This window comes from Mesorhizobium newzealandense, from assembly GCF_042682145.1.
GTDB classification, from domain to species: domain Bacteria; phylum Pseudomonadota; class Alphaproteobacteria; order Rhizobiales; family Rhizobiaceae; genus Mesorhizobium; species Mesorhizobium newzealandense.
Map to the genome: position 1 here is coordinate 1 of NZ_JBHUGZ010000013.1, position 24,091 is coordinate 24,091.

Below are 24,091 nucleotides of genomic sequence, written 5' to 3' on the forward strand. Positions count from 1 at the left end.
CTCGCCACGCAGGGTCTTTTCGGCCTGCCGGGCGGCAACACCGGCGTGCAGATGGGTGGCTGGTTCCGCAAGGAGATCAACACCGTCGCCGACCTGTCCGGCCTCAAGATGCGCATTGGCGGCTTTGCCGGCAAGGTGGTGCAGAAGCTCGGCGTCGTGCCGCAGCAGATCGCCGGCGGTGATATCTATCCGGGCGCTGGAAAAGGGCACCATTGACGCCGCCGAATGGGTCGGCCCGTATGACGATGAGAAGCTCGGCTTCTACAAGGTCGCGCCCTATTACTACTACCCCGGCTGGTGGGAAGGCGCCCCGACCGTCCATCTGATGTTCAACAAGGCGACATACGACGAGCTTTCGCCGGCCTACAAGTCGCTCCTGCGCACTGCCGCCCAGGCTGCCGATGCCGACATGCTGCAGAAATACGATTTCTCTGAACCCGGCAGCGGTGAAGCGGCTGGTGGCCGGTGGTGCGAAGCTGCGCCCGTTCAGCCAGGACATCATGTGCCGCCTGCTTCGAAAAGGCGAACGTAGGTCTATGCCGAAATGGAAGCCACCAACGCGCCGTTCAAGAAGATCTGGGAATCGATCAAGGGGCTTCCGCAAGGAGCACTATCTCTGGGCGCAGGTGGCCGAATACAATTTCGACACCTTCATGATGGTTCAGCAGCGCAACGGCAAGCTGTAGACCATTCCATTGCCTCCCTTGGAGAGACCCCGGGCCTGCTCGCCCGGGGTCTTTCTTTTCAGGCTGGCGAGGAACTGACCTCGACCAGGATTCCGCCGGGCGCAAGGCAGAAGAGGTGGTCGAATTGACGCCGCCGCGCGTCAGCTCCTGGACCTCGCCCGGCGTGAGGCCCGCATCGGCAAGCTCGGCCTGCTTGGCGTGCACAATGTCTGGTTTGCCGACGAAGAAGCCGACGTGAAATGCGTCTGGATAGGTGGCCGCCCCTCCTTTGCCCGGTGTCATGAGGTTGAGGGCAAAGCCGTCGGCTCCCCGTAGGAGCGCGAAGGCGTCCCTTGCCGCGCATGGCGAGAAGCTCGAAGCCGAAATGGCTGGTGAAGAAGCCGGCAAGAGCTGCGACTTCGGTGGTGACGAGATTGGCATGGTTCAGTTTCATGGTCTTTGTCCCTGTCGCGTGTTGAAAGGCGGACAGGCTTGGCTGCAGACCGTGAACCGGCGGGGCCGTGGCTTCAGGAAATCCGGACATGACCCAACCGGCCCACGGACTTTCGCCTCGCTTGCCGGCCGCGGGTTCTCCCGCAAATCATGCGGCGAACAGGCCTCCGTTCAAAAACGGAAGAGACCGGACTACCGAACCGGTCATGTCCTTTTTCGGCGCGCACCCAATAGCCGATCGATGGGTTGCCGGCAAGCGCGCACAAGGCCAAGCGACGGCCGGGCCGCTCAGCCCGGATGCGGCACCACCAGCACCTTGACCTCGCCGGGCGCCGGCGGATTGGCGATCACGCTGCCGCGTCTTCGAGCGCCACTGCCTGGAGATCAGCCGGTCCGATCTCGATTGCGCCCGATGCAATGAGCTCGGCGGCGCGGCGATGCGTGAAGGGATTGAGGAACGAGCCGAGCACTTTCAATTCCCGGAACAGCAGGTCGAAGGGCTCGAATTCCGCTTTCATGCCTTGCGGCGTCCACGCCGACGATGACGACCGTACCGCCGGCGCGGGCCAGCCGCATCGACTGCTCGACGGTCTCTCGCACGCCCGCGCATTCGAAGACGACGTCGACACCGCCTGGCGCCAGGCCCGCTGTCCGGTGACGCATTGATGACATCGGTGGCGGTCGGATCGATCGTTGCCGTGGCGCCGAGATCCCTCGGCGAGCGCGCGCCGCGGGCTTGCCTGGTCGACAGTATGATGGTCGTGGCTCCGGCGAGACGCGCGAGCTGCACGGTGAGCAGGCCGATCACTGCCGCCGCCAAGGCACGGCCACCGAGCTGCCTGGTCTGATTTCGGCCAGGTCGACGCCATGCCGGCAACAGCCGAGCGGTTCGCAGAAGGCACCATGCGCCGGTTTCAGGCTGGCAGGCAGGATGAAAGCCTGCTTCTGCGGCAAGGCAAGATATTCGGCAAAGCCACCATCCGCGATGAATGCCGATGGCGCGCAGGTTGCTGCAGAGGTTGGCCCGCCCGGCATGACAGTGGCGCGCAACGCCCGCAGGCGATGTTGGGGTCGCCGGTGACACGGTCGCAACGGCAAAGCCCGAGACGGATTTTCCGATTGCCTCGATGATGCCGGAGAATTCATGCCCGGGCGTCACCGGTGCGTGCACGGGAATTCGCCGTGGAACAGATGCCGGTCCGTGCCGCAGACGCCGCAGGCTTCAACGCGCACCAGAAGCTCATCCGGTCCGATCTCAGCTTCTCGACTTCGCGCAGGGCGATGCTGCCCACCGCTTCCAACCGAACCGCTTTCATGATCGTGGCCATGCCGGTTCAGTTGAGAGCTTGGCGGTTGCGACAGGGCCGGCCGCCACCTGGACGTTCTGCTCGGCAATCGCATTCTGAATCGTCGACGGCGGTGATGCCGAGATTGGCGAGCTTGTCCGGATCGAGCCAGACTGCGCATCGAATAGCGCCGCTCGCCGAAGATCTGCACATCGCCGACACCGGGCAGCCGCTTCAGCGGATCGACCACCTGCAGATAGGCGAGATTGCTCAGCGCCACCGGATCGACCGAACTGTCCGGCGGAGGTCAGGTTGACGATGAGGACGAAGTTCGGATTCTGTTTCTTGCATCGTCACGCCGCCCTGATTGACGATCGCCGGCAGCGACGACGCGGCCTGCGAGACGTCGGTTCTGGACGTCGACGGCGGCGGTGCTCAGGGAGTAGCCGACATCGAAGGTGATGGTGATGGTCGAGGAGCCGTCATTGGACTACTCGTCGACGACATGTAGGTCATGACCTTGCACGCCGTTGATCTGCTGCTCCAGCGGCGTGGTCACGGTATCGGCCACCACCTGCGCGCTGGCACCCGGATAATGGGCGCTGACCACGGACCTGCGGTGGTGTGATGTCGGGAAACTGCGAGACAGGCAGCAGGAAATAACAAATTCGGTCCCGGCGAGCACCATGATGATGGCGATCGCCGAGGCGAAGATCGGGCGGTGGATGAAAAAGTTTACCATGGACACGCACGCCTCTCCGGCTGCTCTTGCCTTGCCGAAGGCACTTGGCAACCTGGACAGCCTTTGGCCGCGCCGATCAGCGGGCTCTTCCAGCGAACGCAGCAACGGCACGTCGCGGCGCTGCGCATCGGCGAGCGAACGCAGCATCCTCTCGAAGGCGCGCGGGTCGACGCCATCTGCTTTCATGACCAGCGGATCATCGGATCCCGGACGGCTTCATCTATGGTAAGATCGCGGCGCTGTGCATTGGCCGGCTCCTTGTCTGTCGATTCGCAGCCCATGCTCACGAACCGTTTTCCATCTCTTCACCGGCCGAAGCCGCATGACCTGCAATTTTCGCCCATCTCGATCTGGCCCATCTTTGATCTGGTAGGACCAGTTCACAGCCTTGTGATTGACGGAAGGCGATATAGGTGTTTACGTAAGTAACATTCGTGACGTACAGACCGGTAACACCCTAGTCAAGAGCGTACCGAGGGATTTTTGGAAACCAAGGAGGTTTTGATGGAAGACGGCACTGTGGAACGCGCTCGCCCCCGGGACAGGATCCTGGAGGACGGCGCAGGATATGTTTCACAAGCATGGCATCAAGGGCGTCGGCATCGACGCGATCACTGAGGCCGCCGGAACCAACAAGATGACGCTCTATCGACATTTCGATTCCAAGGATGACCTCATCATCCAATGCCTGCGCGCCACCGCCTGCAAGGCTGGTGCGATGTGGGAAAAATTCGAAATCGAACACCCCGGCGACAAGCTGGCTCAACTGCATGCCTGGGTTCGTGTTGCTGCGATATGCTCAGGGCGGACGGCCGCGGCTGCGACATGGCCAATGCCGCCGTCGAGGTTGAGCGAGACCGACCATCAGCTAGGCGTGTTGATTAAGGAACTCAATGGAGGCCCAGCGCGATCGCCTCGTGACGCTGTGCAGGGATGCCGGCATCGGCCAGGCCGAGTTGCTCGCCGATACGCTGTCGCTTCTGCTCGAAGGCGCCCGTGTCAGCGTTCAAAGCGTCGGCACGGAAGGCCCCAGTGCGCGTTTGTCCGCATGCTGAAGGGCTGATCGTCCTCCTTCCGCGGCACTTCAGCCGGCTGAATTCTCCCCTGCGGCCAACGGCTTAATCGATCTCGTGATCGAGAATGAACGATGCCTCCCGTCTTTTGGCGTGAGCAGCGCTGCAACCGTCGTGACCGGAACGAAAAAAGCCCGCTGCCGGGAGGAGGTGGCACGCGGGCTCGATTTCGAATGTGGCGCGGGAGGAGGTGCACCCCATTCAGCGTCGGCATCGCATCTGGGAGGAGTAGATGGCCGACAACTGCAAACTAGGGGTTGCCCAACGATTCGGCAATCGTGGATCGTGCATAGCAGCTGTGCAGATTTGCTGTATCACCCGCGAAGTTGCTGAGTGTGACCGAAAAAGCTCAGGTCTTCACTGCACCGGAACGTTTTCCTGAAGATCAGGCGCGGTTCGATGAACTTCCTTGTCAGATAGGGCGCCGAGGGAAGCAATCGAGCCAAGCAGGCGAATGACCGACTGTTCGGCGATCAGCCTGGCATTCTGGTCGATGACGACATCGAGCAGGTCGTCGACGAGATAGCCCCGAGTGTCCCGGGTGAGGTCGTGACAGATGATATACCGGCTTGCGTTGGGCCTGGCTTCCCGGATCGCCTTTGCCACGCCCGAATGTCCGGCTCCGACGCATAGATGCCGAGCAGTTCGGGCTCGTTGTGCAGCGCCTTCATCGTCGCGGCATAGCTGACGTCGGGCTCGTCGTTGATCTCGACGGCGCTGCTGACGGTCGGTTGGAAATATTCCTCATTGAGCACCGGAGCGGAACCCATTTCCGCGTTCTTCATGGCCGCGATAGGAGCGCGAGCCGACGACCATCGCCAGATGGCCGGTCCGGCCGCCGAGGAATCGTCCCATCAACAGCGCCGCCGTTCGCCCCGCCACCCGGTTATCGATGCCGACATAGCCGATCGCGGTGCTGCCGGCACATCGGACACCAGCGTCACCAGGCGCATGCCGGCATCGACGATGTCGCGCAGGATGTTGCGCGTGCGTGGATGGTCGACGGCGATGACACCGACGCCATTGGCCCTGAGCGAGAGGTTTTCGACAGCGGTCTGCAGTGCGTTCGGCGAGATTCCGGCGAGGTTGTGGATCCGGCACGAGGCGACAAGCGGCAGCCGCGCGGCGTAGTCCTCGATATGTCCGGCGAGATCGCGCATGAAGGCATTGCTGCCGATCGGCAGCAGAAATTCGAGATGGGCAGGCCGCGACGGAGCAGCGTCACCTGGTCGGCGACCGGCAGGTAGCCGAGCTGCTTCTTCGGGTGCGAGCAAGAGCACGGGTGGGACGCGATGAACCTGGTGGCTGATGTTCCTTGGTCGGACCCTCGTCGAACTCGTCGCCAGTTCACGGGCTCGATGACGGCGTCGAAACGATGGGACAGCGCATGGAATTTGCGGTGCATCTCCGCTCCACATCGGTCTGCGCAACCACACCGAATAGATCTCGTGATGACGTGCCATGGTCTCGATCACGCCACCGTAGACGGCGGTGGCATCGTAGACCCAGGGCCGCCGGTGGCGCGTATCGGATCAGCAGCTCCAGTTCCAGCTCCAGCTGCGGAGTCCATCGTCGGGATCGTGCCGAGCGCGTAATGATGTGGTATGAACAGGTCGGATGGCCACCTTGCGAGGCCAGCGCGGCGGCATAGGACATGGTCAGGAAAAGCGTCGCCAGTGCGGACCCATACGCTGCGAGACAGCTAGCTGTCGCGTAAGGTGACCAAGACCGACGCCATTGGACGACAAAAAGTAAATGGTTCGCTTTTTCCGTGATCGTAAGTCCCCCAAAGTCGTGCAAAAGGCCTGTAGAAAACCCCAGCGATGCGTCTGTGGTTTGGCGGTCAGCTGTGTCTCGAGACGTCCCAGTCCGTCCGCCAGGCCGCCGACCGGCCATGCCCGAGGACCGGACGATGACGGTTCGTCAGGTGTTTGCGCAGGAGCAGCCCATGCTTCTGCCATTGCCCACCAACCCGTACCCCATCGAGGAGCAGATCGCCGCGAAGGTCGGAAAGACACCCTATGTCCGCTTCGACCTGAACGATTACTCGGTTCCCCATACTCATGTCCGGCGCACGCTCACCGTGCGCGCCGATCTCGCCCAGGTCCGGATATTCGATGCCGCCACGATGATCGCCAGCCACCGCCGCAGCTACGACCGGGGCCAGCAGATCGAAGACCCCCGGCACCTCAAGGCGCTCGTCGCCGTCAAGCGCGAAGCGCGCCAGCATCGGGGCCTCAACAGTTTGACGCGCGCCGTGCCGGCCTGCCAGAAACTGATGATCCACGCCGCCGAGCGCGGCGCCAATATCGGCGCGATCACCAATGCCATGCTCAAACTGCTCGACCTCTACGGCGCCACCGAACTCCAGGCCGCCGTCGAAGATGCCTTGCAGGCCGGGGCCTCTCATTCGAGATCGGTTCACGTCGCGCTCGAACGCCGCCGGATCGCGCGTGGCGCTCCACCGCCGGTCGAAACAAGGCTGCCGGAGCATGTCCGCAAAAAGGATACGGTCGTACAGCCCCACAAGCTCGACCGTTACGATCAACTCACTTGCGCAGGCAACGACGATGAATAATCCCGGCATCCTGTTCAACCGCGCCAGGGCGCTGCGCCTCAATGGCCTGATCGCCCACTGGGACGAAATCGCCGACGCGCCGTGGCTGGCCGCCGTGCTTCAATGGGAGGAAGAAGAGCGCTCCGACCGCTCATTGCGGCGACGCATGCGCGCCGCCAGGCTTGGCCACTTCAGGCAACTGGCCGATTACGACTGGAAATGGCCGCGTCGTATCGATCGCGCCGCCATCGAGGAACTGATGACGCTGTCCTTCGTCAAGGAGGCCGCCAACATCGTCCTTATCGGCCCTAACGGCGTCGGCAAGTCCACGCTCGCTCTTAACGTCGCCTACCAGGCGCTGGTCGCCGGCCATTCGGTCCTCTTCCGCACCGCCAGCGAAATGCTCGGCGAGCTCGCCGCCATCGACAGCGATTCCATGCTCCGCCGAAAGCTGCAGTACTATGCGGCGCCCGATATCCTGGTCATCGACGAGGTCGGATATCTCTCCTATTCCAACCGTCATGCCGATCTGCTGTTCGATCTCATCAGCCGCCGATACGAGAAACGCTCGACCATCGTCACCACCAACAAGCCCTTCGCGCAATGGTCGGAGGTCTTCCCCAATGCCGCCTGCGTCGTCAGTCTGGTCGATCGCCTTTTGCACCATTGTGAGGTCATTCCCATCGAAGGCGATTCTTACCGCTTCAAGGAAGCCTCCGAGCGCTCGAAGGCGCAGCGTCAACAACGCACCAGCCACCCCGCTGACGAAAAGGAGCCTGCAGCATGACCGGAAATCCTCATCAGCCGTCCGGTCTCGGGCGTGGAATCCAGTTCATCGTCAATGCCGAATGGACACCCGAGCAAGCAGCCGCCGTCTTCGAACTCCTCGACGATCTGCGAGACTGCATCTGGAGCCGTTACGCTCCCCACATCCAGCAGTTTGTCCGTCACCAACAAGCCCCTGACCATCAGCACCCTTCCAGCGACGAGCAGACAGGGCAAAAGCCCCATCCTCTCGATCCCTCCTGGTAAAAAATACAAAGCGGCCCCATCGGGCCAAGCGGCCCCATCGGGCCGCTTTCTCCCCCACAATCCTCGGCACCATTTGTCCGCGCTTTCTCGCAGCCGTTAACAACAAATCGTCCGCGCCCGCGGGCATTATCGCCATCACCTCGCCGGCAGGCCGCTCGCCGCTGCCCGACAGCAGCACCCGTGGCGTGGAGGCCGGCACGGCATCACCACTGCTGTCGTCAACGATGGCGACATCGGCGGTACCGCCGCCAGCCACGACCGGCAGCAGGTCGTCGCTCGCGGCAAGCGAGGCAGCCAGGCGCTCGGCGCGCCCCGCATCGCCAAGCGCAACCAGCACCACCAGCCGCCGCGAGGCGGCGCCGTCATGCATGATCACGTCGCTGGTGGGCGTGTCCATCGCTCCTCTCAGGAAAGCGGCTTTTCGCCGATGGTCAGCACAACGTCGCGCTGTTCACCGCCGCGCACGACGCCGAGTGTCACCGAAGCGCCGGCGCTGTCGGGCCCGAGCCTGCGGATCAGGTCGCGCGGGCCATGCACGGCCTCGCCGTTCCACGCCACGATGATGTCGCCGAGCGAAAGGCCGGCGGCCTTGGCCGGGCCTTCGTCGTCGAGGCTCATCACCATCGCGCCATGCGCGTCGCGGTCGCGCACCGGGTGCAGGCCGGCGCCGAGATAGCCGCGCGCGACATGACCCTTCTCGCGCAAGGTCGCAACCGCCCGCTCGATCGTCTCGTACGGCATGACCAGCGCCCGGTGGCGCGGCCCGAACAACAGCATGCCGATCAGCGCGCCCTTGGCATCGAGGACCGGGCCGCCCTCGAAACGGCCGCCCGCGCCGACCGCCAGATTGATGCGCCGGTCGATGGTGCCACCGCGCATCGAGCGCCAGGCCGGGCCGACCTCGCCGACCGAGCCCGACACGGCCAGCGCCGATCCCTGGCTGTTGCCGATGGCGATGGCGATGTTGCCGGGCCGCACCGCATCGGCCTTGGCAAGCGAAGGCGCCTTTGCCGCATCGGCCGGCTTCAGCAGGGCGACGCCGGTGGAAGGATCGCGGCCGACCAGTTCGGCCTTCACCGTCTCGCCCGACGCCAGCGTCAGCTCGATCTCCTCGCCAGCCTCGACGGCTTCCTCGGCGGTGACAAAATAGCCGTCGCGCCAGTGGAAGGCGCTTGCCGTGCGATGATGATGCGTGGCCAAACTCGCCGTGGCCGGTGCCACCTTGGCGGCGAGGTCGGCGATGGCCTCGGAAAATGCGCTGAGATTGAAATCGCTCATAGTGGTCTCCTGGGTTTCTTGCATAGCCCAGATATCGCGCGGCAGCGCGCTTGGAGGTACTCGTCTGACGGCTAGTTGCTGGTTCGACTGGCCATCTGGTCAGGTCGCGGCGGTTCCGGCCGCTCCGCACATATAGTCACGATCTATACTGAACACACGGAGCCCACCCATGGCCCTCGCCGCCGCCAAATTGCAAACCGACGACGCATTGCTCGACGCCTATTCGACGACGGTCGCCGACGCCGTCGACCGCATCGGCCCCGCCGTCTGCCGCATCGAGCGCATTGGCGGTCAGGGCGGCCATGGCTCCGGCTTCGTCATCGCGCCGGACGGGCTGGTCGTCACCAATTTCCATGTCGTCGGCGACGCCAAAACGGTGCGCGTCTCGACGCCGGACGGCGCCTCCCGCGAAGGCCGCGTGCTTGGCCGCGATCCCGACACCGACATCGCGCTGGTGCGCGCCGACGGCAGCTTTGCCGATGTCGCACCCCTTGGCGATTCCAAGCGGCTGCGGCGCGGCCAGATCGCCATTGCCATCGGCAACCCGCTCGGCTTCGAATGGACCGTCACCTCGGGCGTCGTCTCGGCGCTCGGCCGCTCGATGCGCGCCTCGACCGGCCGGCTGATCGACGATGTCATCCAGACCGATGCGGCGCTCAACCCCGGCAATTCCGGCGGGCCGCTGGTGTCGTCGGCCGGCGAGGTCATCGGCGTCAACACCGCCATGATCCATGGCGCGCAAGGAATCGCCTTCGCGGTCGCCTCCAACACCGCCAACTTCGTCATCTCGGAGATCATCCGCTTCGGCCGCGTGCGCCGCGCCTTCATCGGCGTTTCGGCCGACACCACGAACCTGCCGCGCCGCGCAGCCCTTTTGTCGCAGGTCTCGACCAGCTCGGCGGTGCGGCTGCGCAGCGTCGAGAAGAACGGCCCGGCGGCCAAGGCCGGCCTGAAGGAAGGCGACATCATCGCCGCCATCGACGGTCGCCCGGTCACCGGCGTCGACGACCTCGTGCGCATGCTCGACGCTGAACGCATCGGCCGCGAGACGCTGTGCACCGTCGTGCGCCGCACCGGCGTCAGCCAGGTGACAGTGACGCCGGTGGCAAGGGCAAGCTGAGGTCTATCGCTGCTTGAGCACCCGCCCAAGCAGCGACACCAGCAACACCGCCAGTTCGCCGGTCGGGTCGAGGTCGGGATCGAAGATCGTCATGTCCATGCCGATGCAGGCGGGACCGGCAACCAGTGCTGACAGGATGGCGACGAGATCGTCGGGATCAATGCCGGGGCTGCCGGGCGAATCCACCGCCGGCATCACCGTCTGGTCGAGCACGTCGATGTCGAGATGCAGCCAGTAACGAGTCCGCGCCAGCGTCGCCCGGGTCTTTTCCAGCACCTTGGCCGCGCTAAGCTCGCGCGCGGCAAAGACGTCGATCAACGTCATGGCGGTGGAGTTGACGTCCGGCCAGGCGAAGTCGGCATCACGGCTCTCCCGTTCGCCGATCTGGATCACCTGTTCGTCGGCCACCAACGGCCCGACAATGCCTGGCCACTCGGTCAGCAATGGCTCGCCGCGCCCGGTGGCGAGCGCGAGATCCATGCCGGCGGCCGAGCCGAGCGCGGCGTCGGCATCGTAATTGCCGGGATGACGGAAATCGCTGTGACCGTCGACATGCACCAGCGACAGTGGACCGGACCGCCGTGCGGCCGCCAGCGCGCCAAGCAGGATCGAACAATCGCCGCCGATGATCAGCGGGAACTCGCCCTGGCCGACCGCGCCGGCGACAATCTCGGCAAGCTCCAGATTGAAGCGGCGGATCGCAGGGCCATTGCGAAGTCGGGTGCCCGGCTGCGGTTCCGTGCTGTAGGCGGGCCGTGCGAGATCGACCACCCTAGCCGGCGCAACCACCTCGACCAGGCCGGCCTCGCTCAGCGCCTGCGGCGCCCGCCACGTCCCCGGCACATGGCCGGGCCGGAGCGGACGAAGGCCGAGGTTGAAGGGTGCGCGGACGAGGCAGATTTCACGCATGGAAGGGCCTGGGTTTGCCAAGCCCACCATAGACCGCGCATGCCCGCCAGGTCACGCGGCCGGAGCCGCTGTCCTCTGCCGACAGTTCGTGCTAGCGGCCCCATTCAGGCTCCCTCGGCAAATTGAGCCTGAAACTCCGGGCTTAACGGGATCGGCTTGATCACGTCGATCAGCACACCATTGGGGTCCTTGGTGATGAAATGGCGCTGGCCGAAGGGTTCGTCGCGCAGGCTGCACAAGATCGGCAGGCCGGCGGCGGTGATCCGTTCGTAGACAGCATCTGGGTTCCTGACCTCGAAATTGATCAGCAGGCCGCATGTGCGGCCCCTCCCTTCTTCCGGGATCGTTTCATGATCGCCATGGACGATGCCAAGATTGACACGGCGATCGTCGGCCGATTGCAGATGCACGTACCAATCGCTCTCGAATAGCGGCTTGAAGCCGAAATGCTTGATGTAGAAGGCCGCCGTGCCGGCAACATCACCTGTCATCAGCACCGGGTAATAGCTCGTGGTCTTCATCTTTCCTTCTCCCGTCAAACAACATACAGTCTGCATGTAGGTTGAATTAACATACAGGCTGCATGTATGCAACAGGAATCCGCGCGCCGCTCCAACCGCGACCGCACCGAGGCGACGCGGGCCGACCTGATCGCCGCGGCGCGCAAACTGTTCACCGAAAAATCCTATGCCGAGACCGGGACGCCCGAGATCGTCGCCGCCGCCGGCGTCACGCGCGGCGCGCTCTATCATCATTTTGCCGACAAGCAGGCGCTTTTTGCCGCCGTGGTTGAGCAGGAAGCGGCAGCTGTCGCCGAAGAGATCGAGCGCGCCTCGCCGCCGTCGTTGTTTGCCCGCGACGCGCTGATTGCCGGTTCGGATGCCTATCTCGCCGCCATGCGTGCGCCCGGCCGCACGCGGCTGTTGCTGCTCGATGGTCCGGCCGTACTCGGCCGCGCCGCCATGGACGCGATCGACAACCGCCATGGCAACCGCTCACTGCGCGAGGGGCTGGTGGCGGCAATGCGGGCGCAGGCGATGACGAGATTGCCGGCCGAGGCGTTGACCGCGCTGCTCGCTTCCGCCTTCGACCGCGCGGCGCTGGCCATCGAGGCCGGCGCGTCAGCCGAGGATTACCGCGCCGTTCTCATGGCGCTGATCGATGGATTGTCTCCGGCTGTTCCTCATCAGGCACCTCGCCCGGCTCGAACTCGTTGAAGCAGCCGAGCTGGCGCTTGAACTGCTCGATCAGCCAGGCCGCCGCCGGCTTCGGGCTGCTGTCGCTGCGATGCATGGCAAACAGTGGCGAGTTCACCTCCCTGAAAGGCTCTAGGTCGATTTCAACCAGCCGGCCACTGGCCAGATCGTCGGCGATCAGCCAGCGTGGCAGCCCGCCCCAGCCCAGCCCTTCGCGCATCAGCATATGCTTGGTGCGCATGTCCGTCAGCCGCCAGGTTCGGTAGGCGAAGACACCGAAGTCGCGTCCCTTGGTGCGTTCGGACTGGTCGGTGACGACAAGCTGGATGTGTTCGCGCGCATCATCGATCGCCACCGGCTTCGGCAGCAGCGCCAGCGGGTGGCTGGGCGCAGCAGCCAGCACGATCGACATGAAGCCGATACGCACAAGATGCACATCATCGACCTCGCCCAGCAGGCCGCCAATGCCGAGATCGGCCTGTCCATTGACGACGTGATCCGGGATCAACCCAAGCGAGCCGATATGCAGGCGCAGCATCACGGTCGGAAACTGCGCCTCGAATGCCTTCAGCACCCGAACCAGCACTGGCGAGGGCAGCGCCGCATCGACCGACAGCGCGACTTCGGCCTCCAGTCCCTGATGGTGGCCATCGGCACGCGAGCGGATCCGCTGCAGCACGCCGACCATGCGCCGCGCATCCTCCAGCATCGCCCGGCCGATCTCGGTCAGCTGCGGCTCGCGCGTGCCCTCGCGCTCGAACAATTTCAGCCCAAGCTGCGCCTCTAGATTGGCGACGCCATAGCTGATGACGGATTGCGCCCGGTTGAGCTTGCGGCCGGCGGCCGAGAAGCTGCCGGTTTCGGCGACAGACAAGAAGATTTGAAGTTGGTCGAGCGTCGGGTTGGGTTGCATGATCATATCCACTTTATGGATGGATTATATAGAAAATATACCAGTTTTTCAAATGGGCCGATGGCCCCATATCAAGCGGGACAAATTATTCCAACCCTGGAGAGCCAACATGTCCATCCTTCTCGTCACATCGAGCCCCCGCGGCGCTGCTTCGCACTCGACCCGCATTGCTACTGAATTCGCTGAAAAGCTCCTTGCTGCCGACCCGTCCAACACGCTTGTCGTGCGCGACCTTGTCGCCAACCCGCTGCCGCATATCGATGCCGACTATTCGACCGGTATCTACACACCGGCCGAAGCGCGCACGCCGCGTCAGGCTGAAGTCGTCGGCGTCTCAGACGTGGCGCTCGACGAGCTGTTCGCCGCCGACACGGTGATCCTCGCCACCGGCTTCATAAACTTCAACATCTCCTCGACGCTGAAGTCGTGGGTCGATCACGTTGCCCGCTCCGGCAAGAGCTTTGCCTATGGCGAGAACGGCCCCAAGGGCCTCGTCACCGGCAAGAAGGTCTATATCGTGCTGGCCTCGGGCGGCATCTACTCCGAAGGTGCTGCCGTGCAGATGGACCACGCCATTCCCTACCTGCGCAGCGTACTCGGCTTCATCGGCATGACCGATGTCGACGTCATCCGCATCGAAGGCGTCGGCATGGGTCCTGACGCGGTCACCGCCGCGCTTGCTAAGGCGACCGCCAAGGTCGATGCCGTGGTGGCGGCCAGCAGGGATGTTGCGGCAGCCGCGTAAAATACTGATCGTCATCCGCATCGAAAAGGCAGGCGCCCTCGCCTGCCTTTTTCGTTCTAGCCGATGAGGTGTCTCAAAAGACCCGCCGAAGCGACCCCTATCAACACAGTCGGCAACATGGATAGCCGCGTTGCAGCGACAAAGGTAATGGCCAGCGCCAGAAGGTCGGCCGGGTTCTTCGACACGAAGGCCGGCGCGATCACCGAGATCAGCACGCAGCCTGGTGCTGCTTCCATCACTGCCGTCGCGCGGGCGCTGAGCGTGCGGTTGCGCAGCACGACATAGCCGCCGATCCGGGTCAGATAGGTGACGCCGGCCATCAGCACGATGGTGAGCAGGGTCGTCGCGTCGATCATGCTTCTCTCCAGAAGAACCAGGCCGAGACCAGCCCCGACACGGCGCCCGCGGCGACATACCAGGCGCTGGGAACAAAGAGGTAGACCAATGCCGCGACGACGAGGCTGACCAGCCACGGCCGCGCGGCGGCCACGCCCTTCCACATTCCGCGCATCAACACCAGGAAGACGGCCGGGAAGGCCATGTCGAAACCGTAGGTCTCGACATGGCCCAGCATCGGGCCGAGCAAGGCGCCCGTCGTGGTGAAGACCACCCAGGTGAGATACATCGCCAGCGCCGCGCCCATATAGTAGCGCGGGCTGAAAGCCGGCGTGATACCGGCCGCGGCACGCTGCCTGGCATCGGCAAGGCCGAGCGCCCAGCTTTCGTCGCATAGGAAGAACAGCGCCGGAAACATCTTGCGCCGCGGCAGGTGGCGCAGGAACGGCGCCAGTGCCGCCCCCATCAGCAGATGCCGGCTGTTGACCAGGAAGGTGATGGCGACGATGAGCACGATGTGCGGCGGCGACGTCCACAGCTGGATCGCCGCGAATTCCGAGCCCCCGGCAAAATTCAGCCCTGTCATGGCCGACAGTTCGACAACGCTCAAGCCCTTCTGAGTGGCCTGGGCGCCCAGCACCAGTGCATAGGGGATGGTGCCGAACAGCACCGGCGCGCACGACGCCACGCCACGGCGGAACTCGGACCTCGAACCATCGCCTGCCGCCTCGACCGTCTGTGAAATGCTCATGGTTTTCCACCGGCTGGCCTCGCGGCCGCCGCTTCCGCTGCGTTTGAAATCAAGTGATGTCGGCGGAAAACATACCCAAACCTTCTCGCAATTTGGTTGCGAAGATTGTTGTATTTCATCGAATTTTGGCATTGAATGTCACAAATTTCCAAATGAATGGAATCCATAGCCATGAAGCTGGACGAGATCGACAAGCGGATCCTGCGGGCGCTGCAGCGTGATGGCCGCATGGCCAACAACGATCTGGCCAACGAAGTCGGCCTGTCGCCATCGCCTTGCCTGCGGCGCGTGAAGCTGCTGGAGGAAGCCGGCGTCATCGACCGCTATGTCGCCGTGGTCAACCCGGCCAGCATCGGCAAGGGCCTGACCTTCTTCACCCGCATCTGGCTGAAAGCACAGGACGAGGACACGATCGAGCATTTCGCCACCGAAGTGGCCAAGCTGCCGCAGGTGATGGAATGCTACCTGATGCTCGGCGATTGCGATGCCATGGTGCGCGTGGTGGCGGCCGGCATCGACGACTACCGCCGCTTCCAGTCCGAGCATCTGAGCCGCATCAAGGGTGTGCAGAACGTCAAGACCGACGTTCCCAGCCAGACGATCAAATACACGTCGGAACTGCCGCTCTGACGCGCATGTCGCCCAAAAGGGTGAAGCGGTTTTGGCACAACGACATGCGTCCAAAGGAAGACCATGCCGCCCGGAAAACGGCGTCGTCCCAGACTGGATAAAAAATGCAACCGGATTGTAGGATCGGCCTCGGTGCCAGCGTCCTTCGGACGCAAGCAGCGTGCAGCGCTGCCCTCTGGCATGGGAGATTTGCATGAACCTTTCCTATCGTTGGGTTATCGTCGCGGCTGGCGCGCTGATGTCCTGTGTCGCCATCGGCACTATGTTCTCGCTGGCGATCTTCCTCGAGCCGATGGCGATCGACACCGGTTGGTCGCGCGCCGGTATTTCGAGCGCCATGACGCTGAACTTCCTGGTGATGGGCCTTGGCGGCTTCGCCTGGGGCGCCCTGTCCGACCGTTTTGGCGCCCGCATCGTCGTGATGATCGGCGCGGCGCTGCTCGGGCTGGCGCTGGTGCTGGCCAGCCGCACCGGCTCGCTCATGACCTTCCAGGTCACCTATGGCGTGCTGGTCGGCCTCGCGGCCAGTGCCTTCTTCGCGCCGATGATCGCGCTGACATCGGGCTGGTTCGACACCAACCGCAGCCTTGCGGTTTCGCTGGTCTCGGCCGGCATGGGCGTCGCCCCGATGACGATCTCACCCTTCGCCCGCTGGCTGATCTCGGCCTATGACTGGCGCACCGCCATGTTCGACATCGGCATCACCGCCTGGGTGCTGCTTTTGCCGGCCGTGCTGCTGGTCCGTCAGCCGCCGAAGCCGGCCGTGGCTGATACAGGTTCCGCGCCGGTTGCCGAAGGCGCCGGCCTGACGGTCGGCCAGGTGCTGCGCTCGCCGCAGTTCATCGTGCTGGGGCTGACCTTCTTCGCCTGTTGTGCCGCGCATTCCGGGCCGATCTTCCACATGGTGAGCTATGCCATGCTGTGCGGCGTGGCGCCTATGGCGGCGGTCTCGATCTATAGCGTCGAGGGCCTTGCTGGCCTGGGCGGCCGGCTTCTCTACGGCGTGCTTGCCGACCGGCTCGGCGTCAAGCCGGTGCTGATCGCCGGCCTGGCGATCCAGGCGATCGTCATTGCCGCCTATCTCAACATCAGCCAGCTCGGGCAGTTCTATATGCTCGCCGTCATCTTCGGCGCCACCTATGGTGGCGTCATGCCGCTCTATGCGGTGCTGGCGCGAGAGTACTTCGGTCAGCGCATCCTCGGCACCGTTTTCGGCGCCACCACCATGCTGTCGAGCCTCGGCATGGCGCTGGGACCGCTGGCCGGCGGCATGGTCTTCGATGCCTATGCCAACTATTCCTGGCTGTTCATCGGCTCCGCCATCATCGGGCTCGGCGCGGTCGGCATCGCCATCGCCTTCCCGCCACTGCCGCGCCGGGAACTGCAGACCGCGTAATCTCGGGTTTTACCCGAGATTGTTTGTTCGTGAGAAATGGGCTTTCAGCACGGCCCGAAATTTTTGCATGGTCTTTTCGGTTGTCTGCGCATCGGCAGCCGCAAAGCCCATGACAAGACCGTTCTGTTCCGAGCCGTGACGGTACTGGATCGATAGGGCCGAGACGTTGATCCCCTGTTGGACCGCCGCCTCGGCGATCGTCTTGTCGTTACATCCATCGCGGAAAATGCCGACAACCTGAATGCCGGATTCGGTGGCATGAAAATCCAGCCAGTCTCCGATATGCCTTTGTGCGCTTTCCAGGAAGAACTGGCGCCTTTCCGCATAGAGACGCCGCATACGCCTGAGATGGCGGGTAAAGTGGCCCTCGTTCATGAAGTCCGCCAGCGCAGCCTGGGCAAGCAATGGGGCGAACTGGCCGGTCACGCTCAGCGCCGAGACGATTGTATGGTCTATTGCCTTGGGCGCCACCAGAAAACCGAGACGCATGGCCGGAAACAGGATCTTCGCGAAGGTACCGACATAGACCACGCGGTTTGACGCGCCGATGCCCTGCAGCGCCGGTATCGGCTGCCCTTGAAAACGGTATTCGCCGTCGTAGTCATCCTCGATGATCCATGAGCGCCAGCTCTCGGCCATGTGCAGGAGATTGAGCCGCTGTTCCATCGGCATGGTTATGCCGAGCGGGTGATGGCAGGAGGGCGTCACGAAAATCATGCGTGGAATGACGGGAGGCGGATCGAGGTTCCAGCCTGCATTGCCCACGCGCAGCGGCGCCAGTTTCGCCCCGGCCGAGACGAAAGCCGAACCCGCCCCGTAATATCCTGGCTCCTCCATCCAGACCGTGTCGCCTTCATCGATCAGCAGGCGGGCCAGGAGATCGAACGCCGACTGGGCACCATTGGTCACGACGATCTGCTCGGCGGTGCACCTAACGCCCCGCGAAGCGGTGAGATAGCGGGCTATCGCCTCGCAAAGCGGTGGATAGCCTTTGACGTGATAGGTCCCGAAAAGGTCGATATGCGCGAATTTTGCCCGGCGGCTGAGCAGTTTCGACCAGGTGTTGAACGGAAAATTATCCGGGTCCGGCATGCCGGGGTGAAAGGCAAGCATGCCGGGCCGGCCATGATGATAGGGTTGGGCGAGCATGGTCTGCCCGCGCAATGATATCGGGTTCTCGTCCTCGGCCGACACATGCTCCGCCGCGGTCGAACGGGTCGGCAGATCCATGACCACCGAGGGCCTGCGTGGCCGTATGGCCAGATAACCCTCCAGCGCCAGCTGGTCGCAAGCGGCAATCACCGTGTTGCGGCCCACCTGCAGATCCCGCGCCATGACCCGTGTCGAGGGCAGCGCGTGGCCGCTCGGCAGCACGCGCCGTTCGATCAGGCCGCGCAACTGGACATAGAGTTGCCGGTGCAGGTTGGCGGAACTGCCGCGATCCAGTGCGATGCCGTCGATTGGAAAACTGGTCTTCATCCTGGTTCCAAAAAATCAATGCAAACTGGTTCTAACAATGGAACCAAAGCAGTCCTAGGCTCAAGAAAAATGCGTTCGGGTTCAGATGGGGCTGACCGATGCAGTGCATAAAGGTGGGAGTGATCGGTGCGGGTGGCGTCGCCCAGGTCGAGCACATTCCGAATCTGCTCAGATTGCACCGGCAGTTCGAGATCCTCGGCGTCTACGATCCTTCGCGCAAAGTCCGCGCCTTTGTTGGCGAGGAATTCGGCCTGAGCACATTCGCCAGTCTCGACGAGCTTCTCGCCATGCCGCTTGACGCCGTGGTCATAGCCTCGCCCGATGCGTTGCACTGGGAACAGGCTCTCGCCGCCTTCGCCAGGGGGCTGCACGTCTTCTGCGAAAAGCCGCTTTGCTATAGCGCCGAGGACATCGACGACTTGATCGCCGCCAGGGATCGCGCCGGCAAGGTGCTTCAGGTCGGCTACATGAAGCGTTTCGATCCGAGCTACGAGGCGGCTTTGAAGATGCTGCCGGGCACGGCGCGGACGCTTCGCTACATCTCGGTCGAGGTCAATGATCCCGACGCGTGGCCGTTCGTGCGGCACCACTCCACATGCCGGGGCGACGACATGGCGGCGGGGTTGGTTGCCTCGACCGAAGCCAAGCAGCGCGAGCAGGTGGACCGCGCGGTGCCCGGTTTGGACGATCCCGGCGCCTTTCGCGGCTTTGTCGGCGCCTATTGCTCGGCGATCGTGCACGACGTGAACGCGGTCCACGGGTTGCTCGATGCGCTCGGGATCGCGGATGGCGACATTGTCGGCGCCTCGCTTTTTGCCAGTGGCGAAGGCGGCCAGGGTGCCGTGCGGCTGCTCGGTTTCCAGGCGCTGTGGAACATGGTGCATTTGGCCGTACCTGGGCTCGCCGACTACCGCGAGCGCATCACGCTCTACTTCGACCACGCCTCGCTCGAACTGGAATTTCCCTCGCCCTACCTCAACCACCAGGCGACGCGGCTGACCGTCCGCACCAGCGACGGCCACACGCTGTCCAGCCGCGATATCCGCAGCGGCTACGAAGAGGCGTTTGTCGAGGAGTTGAAAGGTTTCTGGTCGGCGATCGTCGAAGGCACGCCGGTGCGCAACACCGCCGAGCACGCTCGTCGCGACATGACGCTGCTGGCCGGCCTCGCCCGGCATCACCTGGCCCAGCTCAAGCAACCAGGAGCTCGCCCGTGACCGTTCGCATCGGCATCAATCCGATCACCTGGAGCAACGATGACGTGCCCGAACTCGGCGGCGACACGCCGCTTGAGATCTGTCTTGGCGAAACCAGACAGGCCGGCTATTCCGGCACTGAACTTGGCGGCAAGTTTCCGCGCCGGTCGGCTGACCTGAAGCCGATCATGGAACGCTATGGCCTTGCCGTGATTTCCGGCTGGTATGATGGCCGCTGCGACGAGAAGGATGTCAGCGCGGAAATGGATGCGATCATGCCGCATCTCCAACTGTTGAAGGATATGGGCTCGACCCATGTCGTCTATGCCGACACCTCGCGCGGGCGCCATGACGCCATCTGGGGGCCGATCTCGCAGCGCCCGGCGCTGAGCCCGCAGGAGTGGCCGGCCTACGGCCGCAAGCTGACCGCGCTGGCCGAGCGGATGGCGGATTTCGGCGTGCGCATGGCCTTTCACCACCATATGGGAACCATCGTCGAGACCGATGCCGAGGTGGGCCTGCTGATGCGGCACACCGGCGAGGCGGTCGGACTGCTCTATGACACCGGCCATTCGATATTTTCGGGCGGCGACCCGCTGGCTTTGATCAAGGCGCACGTCAAACGCGTCGTGCATGTGCATTGCAAGGACGCGCGCAAAGCCGTCCTTGATCGTGCCCGCGCGCAAGACATGAGTTTCATGGCTGCGGTCATGGAAGGGATATTCACCGTTCCTGGCGACGGCTTCATCGACTATCCGGCCATTTTGCGCGTGCTTGCCGACAACGGCTACAGCGGCTGGCTGGTCGTCGAGGCCGAGCAGGATCCCAGCAAGGCCAACCCGCTGACCTATGCGACAATGGGATTCCGGAACCTGTCGCGCATGGCGAGCGAAGCCGGATTTACCATCATGGAATGATCGGGGCCGCGATGCGGCCTCTGGGGAACCAGTGCTGATGAATGAAACTGGACAAAGGTGTGCGAAGATCAAGGTCAGGGAATAACAACACACCTTGAAGGGGCAACTGGACTGCCGACCGTAACTGCGGCGGCGGAAAACAAACAGGAGGTTGTTATGTTTTCGCTTGCGAAATTGATAAAGCCTGCGCTCGGCCTGCTGGCCGGCGTCACAATGATGGCGGCGGCCACCAGCCTTGCGGCCGCCGACGAGACGCGCGTGGTGTTTGTAACCCATGGCCAGAGCGGCGACCCTTACTGGTCGGTGGTGAAGAACGGCATGGACGATGCGGCCAAGACCCTGGGCGTCAAGGCCGAATATCTGGCGCCCGAAACGTTCGACATGGCCAAGATGGCGCAGATGATCGACGCCATTGCAGCCTCGAACCCCGATGGGATGGTTGTTTCGATCCCTGACGCCGCGGCCCTTTCAGCTCCGGTCAAGAATGCCATTGCTGCCGGCATCCCGGTCATCGTCATCGATTCCGGCGGCTCGAAGCTGACCCATGATCTGGGCGGCCTGTTGTTCATGGGACAGGACGAATTCCAGGCGGGCGTCATGGCCGGTGAGCACATCAAGGCGCTCGGCCTCACCAAGGCGGTCTGCGCCAATCACGAGGTGGGCAATTCCAGCCTTGACGATCGCTGCGCGGGCTTTGCCAAGGGCCTGGGTGTCGACGTTCCGGTGATGAATGGTGTCATCGACCCGACGGAAATGAAGAACCGCATGATCGCCTACATGACCGCCCATGCCGATACGCAGTTCATTCTCGCTGTCGGCGCCAGCGGTGCCGAACCGACGCTGGCAGCGCTCGATGAAATGGGCCTCGCAGGAAAGGTGAAAACCGGCACGTTCGACCTGTCTCCCACCATCCTGCAGGCCGTTGTTGCCGGCAAGATGGAGTGGGGCATCGACGCCCAGCAATATGCCATGGGCTATATCCCGGTCGCGATGTTCGACCTTTGGAAGAAGTACAAGATCATGCCGATCGCCGACTATCCGACCGGCCCCGGTTTCGTCACCAAGGACACTGCCGCCTCGGTCATCGACCTGGCAAAACTGGGCAAGCGTTGACCGCTCGCGGCCGGGCCTCGGCCCGGCCGCTTTCACTGATGAAGGTAACGCATCCATGGCTGCAGAGATTCGCGACGACCGGGTCCGGTCCGTCTCCCGCCTGAGCCGCCTGCTGAGCAGGCCGGAACTCGGTGCGGCGGCCGGGACCGTTCTGGTCTTTGTGTTCTTCGCCATCACGGCGGGAAATACGGGACTGTTCAGTGCCAAGGGGATCATCAATTTTCTCGAGGTCTCGGCCCAGCTTGGCATTCTCGCCGCACCGGTGGCCCTGTTGATGATCGCCGGCGAATTCGACCTGTCGGTTGGCTCAATGATTGGCTTTGCCGGAATCCTGATCGCCATCCCCTCCGTGTTCTGGGGCTGGCCGATCTGGCTTTCGCTGCTGTTTTCCTTCGCTGTTTGCGGCGGCATCGGCGCGCTCAACGGGCTCGCCGTCGTCAGGACCGGACTGCCCTCCTTCATCGTCACGCTCGGTAGCCTGTTCATGCTGCGCGGCCTGACGCTCGGTCTCACGCGCGGCATATCCGGGCGAACCCAGGTGTCGGGCGTGCATGAACTGGCGTTGCACGATCCTCTCAACAGCCTGTTTTCGGGACAGGTGTTTTCCGGCCTGATCGCGTGGCTTTCGGACATCGGCCTCGTCGGCAAGCGGGCCGACGGCTTGCCGTCGATCTCCGGCATTCCGGTGTCGATCGTCTGGTGGATCGTATTGACCTTGCTCTGCACCTGGTTGCTGACGCGCAGCCGCTTCGGCAACTGGATCTTCGCCGCGGGTGGTGAAGCCAATGCCGCGCGCAATCTCGGTGTGCCGGTGGCGCGCACCAAGATCACGCTGTTCGTCATGACGGCCATGGCGGCCGCGCTCTTTGCGGCGATCCAGGTCCTGGTCACCGGCTCTGCCGACACGCTGCGCGGCACCCAGAAGGAGTTCGAGGCCATCATTGCCGTCGTCATCGGCGGCACGCTGCTCACCGGCGGCTACGGATCGGCCATCGGCGCCATGTTCGGCGCGTTGATCTTCGGCGTGGTGCAGATGGGCATCTTCTACACCGGCATAGACACGGACTGGTTCAAGCTGTTCATGGGCGCCATGATGGTCATCGCAGTGCTGTTCAACAGCTATGTGCGCAACCGCGCCATGAGGAGCCGGTGATGGCCGAGCCCTATGTCGAACTGAAGTCGGTCAGCAAGTATTTCGGGTCGGTCGTTGCACTGAAGGATGTGTCCTTCGACGTATGTCCCGGCGAGGTGCATTGCCTGCTCGGCGACAATGGCGCCGGCAAGTCGACGCTGATCAAGACGCTGTCCGGCGTCTACGCGCCCGACGAGGGTGAAATCCGCGTACAGGGCAAGCCGACAAGGTTTGCATCGCCGGCCGATACGCGCAACAGCGGCATCGCAACGGTCTACCAGGACCTGGCTTTGGTGCCGCTGATGAGCGTGGCGCGAAACTTCTTTCTCGGGCGCGAGCCGATGCGCAAGTTCGGTCCGATCAGCCAGTTTGACGCCGAGTTCGCCAACCGCACCGCGTATGACGAATTGTCGGCGATGGGCATCCAGCTGCGCGATCCCGAACAGCCCGTCGGCACGCTTTCGGGCGGGGAACGGCAGTGCCTGGCCATCGCCCGCGCCGTTTATTTCGGTGCCAAGGTTCTGATCCTGGACGAGCCGACATCGGCGCTGGGGGTGCATCAGGCATCCGTCGTGCTGAAGCTCATCGTCCAGTCCAAGGCGCGCGGCATCGGCGTCATTTTTATTTCCCACAACGTTCATCACGCTTATGTGGTTGGCGACCGCTTTACTCTGTTGAAGCGCGGCAGATGCACCGGCACCTACGCGAAAAGCGAAATCGATCGCGATCAGCTGCTCAATCTGATGGCGGGCGGCAAGGAGCTGGTGGATCTGGAACAGGAACTGAGCAAGGTCGCCAAAAGCAGTCCCGCGTAAGCGAAGCAGAAGGTCAATGGTTGTAGCGGAGCCCTACCCGAAGATCCGCTCGCCCTGCTCGTCGACCAACTGGATGCCCTTCTTGATCGAGATGTCGACGGCGTCGTCGAGCCCGGCAAAACGGTCGGCGCGGATGAATTTGTGCTCCTTGATGACGCCATCGATCTCCTTGGAGACGATGCCGCAGGTCTGGTATTGGCCCTCGGCCTTGTAAGGCGTGGCGCTGATCAGGAAACCCTTGTGCTCGACCTGCTTGGCTGGCGCGGCACTTTTTGGTTCACCGGCCTCAGCGCCGCCACCGCCGCCGAAAAGACGTTTTAGAAAAGACATCGCTCAAATCTCCCTGTTCGCCTTGCA

General features: G+C 63.4%; 28 protein-coding genes and 4 pseudogenes. 16 read left to right on the forward strand and 16 right to left on the reverse strand.

Features of this window, described 5'->3' with window-relative positions:
• Window positions 1-686: pseudogene (locus ACFSOZ_RS19555) on the forward strand (TRAP transporter substrate-binding protein); the annotation flags it as partial.
• A 779-nt stretch (window positions 687-1,465) separates the two neighbouring features.
• Here ACFSOZ_RS19555 and ACFSOZ_RS19560 read toward each other — a convergent pair.
• The 4 genes and pseudogenes from ACFSOZ_RS19560 to ACFSOZ_RS19575 all read right to left on the reverse strand — a co-directional run.
• Window positions 1,466-1,636, reverse strand: a complete 171-nt coding sequence (locus ACFSOZ_RS19560; RefSeq protein ID WP_379101015.1) for a hypothetical protein — start codon at window positions 1,634-1,636, stop codon at window positions 1,466-1,468.
• A 64-nt stretch (window positions 1,637-1,700) separates the two neighbouring features.
• Window positions 1,701-1,790: pseudogene (locus ACFSOZ_RS19565) on the reverse strand (hypothetical protein); the annotation flags it as partial.
• Window positions 1,791-1,922: 132 nt separating this feature from the next.
• On the reverse strand, window positions 1,923-2,153 hold the full coding sequence (locus tag ACFSOZ_RS19570; RefSeq protein ID WP_379101018.1) for a hypothetical protein: 231 nt from the start codon (window positions 2,151-2,153) through the stop codon (window positions 1,923-1,925).
• Window position 2,154: 1 nt separating this feature from the next.
• Window positions 2,155-2,289 (reverse strand): annotated as a pseudogene (locus tag ACFSOZ_RS19575) (alcohol dehydrogenase catalytic domain-containing protein); the annotation flags it as partial.
• Window positions 2,290-2,300: 11 nt separating this feature from the next.
• Here ACFSOZ_RS19575 and ACFSOZ_RS19580 point away from each other — a divergent pair.
• Complete coding sequence (locus ACFSOZ_RS19580) at window positions 2,301-2,720, forward strand: hypothetical protein (protein WP_379100512.1); 420 nt, start codon at window positions 2,301-2,303, stop codon at window positions 2,718-2,720.
• 174 nt (window positions 2,721-2,894) lie between these two features.
• Here ACFSOZ_RS19580 and ACFSOZ_RS19585 read toward each other — a convergent pair whose 3' ends face one another.
• Window positions 2,895-3,293, reverse strand: coding sequence for an efflux RND transporter permease subunit (locus tag ACFSOZ_RS19585; RefSeq protein WP_379100514.1), 399 nt, complete (start codon window positions 3,291-3,293; stop codon window positions 2,895-2,897).
• Between the two features lie 421 nt (window positions 3,294-3,714).
• On the opposite strand from ACFSOZ_RS19585, the pseudogene ACFSOZ_RS19590 reads away from it, so the two are divergent.
• A pseudogene (locus tag ACFSOZ_RS19590) lies at window positions 3,715-3,771 on the forward strand (hypothetical protein); the annotation flags it as partial.
• A 268-nt stretch (window positions 3,772-4,039) separates the two neighbouring features.
• Entirely contained in the window at window positions 4,040-4,201 is a 162-nt protein-coding gene (locus ACFSOZ_RS19595; RefSeq protein WP_379101021.1) for a hypothetical protein, read from the forward strand.
• Window positions 4,202-4,576: 375 nt separating this feature from the next.
• Here ACFSOZ_RS19595 and ACFSOZ_RS19600 read toward each other — a convergent pair whose 3' ends face one another.
• Together ACFSOZ_RS19600 and ACFSOZ_RS19605 are read right to left on the reverse strand one after the other, a co-directional pair.
• On the reverse strand, window positions 4,577-4,825 hold the full coding sequence (locus tag ACFSOZ_RS19600; RefSeq protein ID WP_379100516.1) for a hypothetical protein: 249 nt from the start codon (window positions 4,823-4,825) through the stop codon (window positions 4,577-4,579).
• A gap of 248 nt (window positions 4,826-5,073) precedes the next feature.
• Complete coding sequence (locus tag ACFSOZ_RS19605) at window positions 5,074-5,379, reverse strand: type 1 periplasmic-binding domain-containing protein (protein ID WP_379100518.1); 306 nt, start codon at window positions 5,377-5,379, stop codon at window positions 5,074-5,076.
• A 788-nt stretch (window positions 5,380-6,167) separates the two neighbouring features.
• Between ACFSOZ_RS19605 and ACFSOZ_RS19610 the strand changes: the two genes are divergently transcribed.
• Complete coding sequence (locus tag ACFSOZ_RS19610) at window positions 6,168-6,797, forward strand: Mu transposase domain-containing protein (protein ID WP_379100520.1); 630 nt, start codon at window positions 6,168-6,170, stop codon at window positions 6,795-6,797.
• A complete protein-coding gene (gene istB / locus ACFSOZ_RS19615; protein WP_095090157.1) occupies window positions 6,790-7,563 on the forward strand; it encodes an IS21-like element helper ATPase IstB in 774 nt (257 codons plus the stop codon). Before ACFSOZ_RS19610 ends, istB begins: the two co-directional genes overlap by 8 nt.
• Before the next feature lie 51 nt (window positions 7,564-7,614).
• On the opposite strand, the gene ACFSOZ_RS19620 is transcribed toward istB, so the two are convergent.
• Together ACFSOZ_RS19620 and ACFSOZ_RS19625 are read right to left on the reverse strand one after the other, a co-directional pair.
• The gene (locus ACFSOZ_RS19620) at window positions 7,615-8,205 is read right to left on the reverse strand and encodes a hypothetical protein (RefSeq protein WP_379098223.1); all 591 of its coding nucleotides are present in this window, start codon (window positions 8,203-8,205) and stop codon (window positions 7,615-7,617) included.
• 8 nt (window positions 8,206-8,213) lie between these two features.
• Window positions 8,214-9,086, reverse strand: coding sequence for a S1C family serine protease (locus ACFSOZ_RS19625; protein WP_379098220.1), 873 nt, complete (start codon window positions 9,084-9,086; stop codon window positions 8,214-8,216).
• A 169-nt stretch (window positions 9,087-9,255) separates the two neighbouring features.
• Here ACFSOZ_RS19625 and ACFSOZ_RS19630 point away from each other — a divergent pair, with 169 nt between their 5' ends.
• Window positions 9,256-10,206, forward strand: a complete 951-nt coding sequence (locus ACFSOZ_RS19630) for a S1C family serine protease (protein ID WP_379100522.1) — start codon at window positions 9,256-9,258, stop codon at window positions 10,204-10,206.
• Window positions 10,207-10,209: 3 nt separating this feature from the next.
• On the opposite strand, the gene ACFSOZ_RS19635 is transcribed toward ACFSOZ_RS19630, so the two are convergent.
• Together ACFSOZ_RS19635 and ACFSOZ_RS19640 are read right to left on the reverse strand one after the other, a co-directional pair.
• Window positions 10,210-11,115, reverse strand: coding sequence for an arginase family protein (locus tag ACFSOZ_RS19635; protein ID WP_379100524.1), 906 nt, complete (start codon window positions 11,113-11,115; stop codon window positions 10,210-10,212).
• A gap of 104 nt (window positions 11,116-11,219) precedes the next feature.
• Window positions 11,220-11,636 (reverse strand): VOC family protein, encoded by a 417-nt coding sequence (locus tag ACFSOZ_RS19640; RefSeq protein WP_379100526.1) that lies wholly within the window; start codon window positions 11,634-11,636, stop codon window positions 11,220-11,222.
• Window positions 11,637-11,702: 66 nt separating this feature from the next.
• On the opposite strand from ACFSOZ_RS19640, the gene ACFSOZ_RS19645 reads away from it, so the two are divergent.
• Window positions 11,703-12,332: a TetR/AcrR family transcriptional regulator gene (locus ACFSOZ_RS19645; protein WP_379100528.1), complete on the forward strand. Its 630-nt coding sequence runs from the start codon at window positions 11,703-11,705 to the stop codon at window positions 12,330-12,332.
• On the opposite strand, the gene ACFSOZ_RS19650 is transcribed toward ACFSOZ_RS19645, so the two are convergent.
• Window positions 12,262-13,224 (reverse strand): LysR family transcriptional regulator, encoded by a 963-nt coding sequence (locus ACFSOZ_RS19650; protein ID WP_379100530.1) that lies wholly within the window; start codon window positions 13,222-13,224, stop codon window positions 12,262-12,264. The genes ACFSOZ_RS19645 and ACFSOZ_RS19650 overlap by 71 nt on opposite strands.
• Before the next feature lie 109 nt (window positions 13,225-13,333).
• On the opposite strand from ACFSOZ_RS19650, the gene ACFSOZ_RS19655 reads away from it, so the two are divergent.
• Entirely contained in the window at window positions 13,334-13,969 is a 636-nt protein-coding gene (locus tag ACFSOZ_RS19655; RefSeq protein WP_379100532.1) for an FMN-dependent NADH-azoreductase, read from the forward strand.
• Between the two features lie 56 nt (window positions 13,970-14,025).
• Here ACFSOZ_RS19655 and ACFSOZ_RS19660 read toward each other — a convergent pair whose 3' ends face one another.
• Together ACFSOZ_RS19660 and ACFSOZ_RS19665 are read right to left on the reverse strand one after the other, a co-directional pair.
• Window positions 14,026-14,325: an AzlD family protein gene (locus ACFSOZ_RS19660; protein WP_379100534.1), complete on the reverse strand. Its 300-nt coding sequence runs from the start codon at window positions 14,323-14,325 to the stop codon at window positions 14,026-14,028.
• Complete coding sequence (locus ACFSOZ_RS19665) at window positions 14,322-15,056, reverse strand: AzlC family ABC transporter permease (protein WP_379100536.1); 735 nt, start codon at window positions 15,054-15,056, stop codon at window positions 14,322-14,324. Before ACFSOZ_RS19665 ends, ACFSOZ_RS19660 begins: the two co-directional genes overlap by 4 nt.
• Window positions 15,057-15,227: 171 nt before the next feature.
• Here ACFSOZ_RS19665 and ACFSOZ_RS19670 point away from each other — a divergent pair, with 171 nt between their 5' ends.
• Window positions 15,228-15,686 (forward strand): Lrp/AsnC family transcriptional regulator, encoded by a 459-nt coding sequence (locus ACFSOZ_RS19670; RefSeq protein ID WP_379100538.1) that lies wholly within the window; start codon window positions 15,228-15,230, stop codon window positions 15,684-15,686.
• 193 nt (window positions 15,687-15,879) lie between these two features.
• On the forward strand, window positions 15,880-17,082 hold the full coding sequence (locus ACFSOZ_RS19675) for an MFS transporter (protein ID WP_379100540.1): 1,203 nt from the start codon (window positions 15,880-15,882) through the stop codon (window positions 17,080-17,082).
• 9 nt (window positions 17,083-17,091) lie between these two features.
• Here the strand turns inward: ACFSOZ_RS19675 and mocR are convergent, their stop codons facing one another.
• A complete protein-coding gene (gene mocR / locus ACFSOZ_RS19680; RefSeq protein WP_379100542.1) occupies window positions 17,092-18,561 on the reverse strand; it encodes a rhizopine catabolism transcriptional regulator MocR in 1,470 nt (489 codons plus the stop codon).
• A gap of 98 nt (window positions 18,562-18,659) precedes the next feature.
• Between mocR and ACFSOZ_RS19685 the strand changes: the two genes are divergently transcribed.
• The 5 genes from ACFSOZ_RS19685 (at window position 18,660) to ACFSOZ_RS19705 (ending at window position 23,734) form a co-directional block, all read left to right on the forward strand.
• A complete protein-coding gene (locus ACFSOZ_RS19685) occupies window positions 18,660-19,778 on the forward strand; it encodes a Gfo/Idh/MocA family protein (protein WP_379100544.1) in 1,119 nt (372 codons plus the stop codon).
• Window positions 19,775-20,674: a myo-inosose-2 dehydratase gene (gene iolE / locus ACFSOZ_RS19690; RefSeq protein ID WP_379100546.1), complete on the forward strand. Its 900-nt coding sequence runs from the start codon at window positions 19,775-19,777 to the stop codon at window positions 20,672-20,674. The genes ACFSOZ_RS19685 and iolE overlap by 4 nt, the downstream gene beginning before the upstream one ends.
• Window positions 20,675-20,830: 156 nt before the next feature.
• Window positions 20,831-21,787 carry a rhizopine catabolism ABC transporter substrate-binding protein gene (locus ACFSOZ_RS19695; protein WP_379100548.1) on the forward strand — a complete coding sequence of 319 codons (957 nt, stop codon included), beginning with the start codon at window positions 20,831-20,833 and terminating at the stop codon, window positions 21,785-21,787.
• 55 nt (window positions 21,788-21,842) lie between these two features.
• Complete coding sequence (locus ACFSOZ_RS19700) at window positions 21,843-22,940, forward strand: ABC transporter permease (RefSeq protein ID WP_379100550.1); 1,098 nt, start codon at window positions 21,843-21,845, stop codon at window positions 22,938-22,940.
• Window positions 22,940-23,734, forward strand: a complete 795-nt coding sequence (locus ACFSOZ_RS19705; protein ID WP_379100552.1) for an ATP-binding cassette domain-containing protein — start codon at window positions 22,940-22,942, stop codon at window positions 23,732-23,734. The genes ACFSOZ_RS19700 and ACFSOZ_RS19705 overlap by 1 nt, the downstream gene beginning before the upstream one ends.
• A 33-nt stretch (window positions 23,735-23,767) precedes the next feature.
• Here the strand turns inward: ACFSOZ_RS19705 and ACFSOZ_RS19710 are convergent, their stop codons facing one another.
• Window positions 23,768-24,064, reverse strand: coding sequence for an HlyU family transcriptional regulator (locus ACFSOZ_RS19710; RefSeq protein ID WP_379100554.1), 297 nt, complete (start codon window positions 24,062-24,064; stop codon window positions 23,768-23,770).
• Window positions 24,065-24,091 lie beyond the last annotated feature (27 nt).

What these genes read in the sequence shown, in the direction of transcription:
- ACFSOZ_RS19560 (WP_379101015.1), bottom strand. Translation starts at nt 1,636, where the DNA reads ATGAAAGCGGAATTCGAGCCCTTCGACCTGCTGTTCCGGGAATTGAAA.
- ACFSOZ_RS19570 (WP_379101018.1), bottom strand. Translation starts at nt 2,153, where the DNA reads ATGCCGGGCGGGCCAACCTCTGCAGCAACCTGCGCGCCATCGGCATTC.
- ACFSOZ_RS19585 (WP_379100514.1), bottom strand. Translation starts at nt 3,293, where the DNA reads ATGCTGCGTTCGCTCGCCGATGCGCAGCGCCGCGACGTGCCGTTGCTG.
- ACFSOZ_RS19595 (WP_379101021.1), top strand. Translation starts at nt 4,040, where the DNA reads ATGGAGGCCCAGCGCGATCGCCTCGTGACGCTGTGCAGGGATGCCGGC.
- ACFSOZ_RS19605 (WP_379100518.1), bottom strand. Translation starts at nt 5,379, where the DNA reads ATGCGCGATCTCGCCGGACATATCGAGGACTACGCCGCGCGGCTGCCG.
- ACFSOZ_RS19610 (WP_379100520.1), top strand. Translation starts at nt 6,168, where the DNA reads ATGCTTCTGCCATTGCCCACCAACCCGTACCCCATCGAGGAGCAGATC.
- istB (WP_095090157.1), top strand. Translation starts at nt 6,790, where the DNA reads ATGAATAATCCCGGCATCCTGTTCAACCGCGCCAGGGCGCTGCGCCTC.
- ACFSOZ_RS19620 (WP_379098223.1), bottom strand. Translation starts at nt 8,205, where the DNA reads ATGGACACGCCCACCAGCGACGTGATCATGCATGACGGCGCCGCCTCG.
- ACFSOZ_RS19625 (WP_379098220.1), bottom strand. Translation starts at nt 9,086, where the DNA reads ATGAGCGATTTCAATCTCAGCGCATTTTCCGAGGCCATCGCCGACCTC.
- ACFSOZ_RS19630 (WP_379100522.1), top strand. Translation starts at nt 9,256, where the DNA reads ATGGCCCTCGCCGCCGCCAAATTGCAAACCGACGACGCATTGCTCGAC.
- ACFSOZ_RS19635 (WP_379100524.1), bottom strand. Translation starts at nt 11,115, where the DNA reads ATGCGTGAAATCTGCCTCGTCCGCGCACCCTTCAACCTCGGCCTTCGT.
- ACFSOZ_RS19640 (WP_379100526.1), bottom strand. Translation starts at nt 11,636, where the DNA reads ATGAAGACCACGAGCTATTACCCGGTGCTGATGACAGGTGATGTTGCC.
- ACFSOZ_RS19645 (WP_379100528.1), top strand. Translation starts at nt 11,703, where the DNA reads ATGCAACAGGAATCCGCGCGCCGCTCCAACCGCGACCGCACCGAGGCG.
- ACFSOZ_RS19650 (WP_379100530.1), bottom strand. Translation starts at nt 13,224, where the DNA reads ATGCAACCCAACCCGACGCTCGACCAACTTCAAATCTTCTTGTCTGTC.
- ACFSOZ_RS19655 (WP_379100532.1), top strand. Translation starts at nt 13,334, where the DNA reads ATGTCCATCCTTCTCGTCACATCGAGCCCCCGCGGCGCTGCTTCGCAC.
- ACFSOZ_RS19660 (WP_379100534.1), bottom strand. Translation starts at nt 14,325, where the DNA reads ATGATCGACGCGACGACCCTGCTCACCATCGTGCTGATGGCCGGCGTC.
- ACFSOZ_RS19665 (WP_379100536.1), bottom strand. Translation starts at nt 15,056, where the DNA reads ATGAGCATTTCACAGACGGTCGAGGCGGCAGGCGATGGTTCGAGGTCC.
- ACFSOZ_RS19670 (WP_379100538.1), top strand. Translation starts at nt 15,228, where the DNA reads ATGAAGCTGGACGAGATCGACAAGCGGATCCTGCGGGCGCTGCAGCGT.
- ACFSOZ_RS19675 (WP_379100540.1), top strand. Translation starts at nt 15,880, where the DNA reads ATGAACCTTTCCTATCGTTGGGTTATCGTCGCGGCTGGCGCGCTGATG.
- mocR (WP_379100542.1), bottom strand. Translation starts at nt 18,561, where the DNA reads ATGAAGACCAGTTTTCCAATCGACGGCATCGCACTGGATCGCGGCAGT.
- ACFSOZ_RS19685 (WP_379100544.1), top strand. Translation starts at nt 18,660, where the DNA reads ATGCAGTGCATAAAGGTGGGAGTGATCGGTGCGGGTGGCGTCGCCCAG.
- ACFSOZ_RS19695 (WP_379100548.1), top strand. Translation starts at nt 20,831, where the DNA reads ATGTTTTCGCTTGCGAAATTGATAAAGCCTGCGCTCGGCCTGCTGGCC.
- ACFSOZ_RS19700 (WP_379100550.1), top strand. Translation starts at nt 21,843, where the DNA reads ATGGCTGCAGAGATTCGCGACGACCGGGTCCGGTCCGTCTCCCGCCTG.
- ACFSOZ_RS19705 (WP_379100552.1), top strand. Translation starts at nt 22,940, where the DNA reads ATGGCCGAGCCCTATGTCGAACTGAAGTCGGTCAGCAAGTATTTCGGG.
- ACFSOZ_RS19710 (WP_379100554.1), bottom strand. Translation starts at nt 24,064, where the DNA reads ATGTCTTTTCTAAAACGTCTTTTCGGCGGCGGTGGCGGCGCTGAGGCC.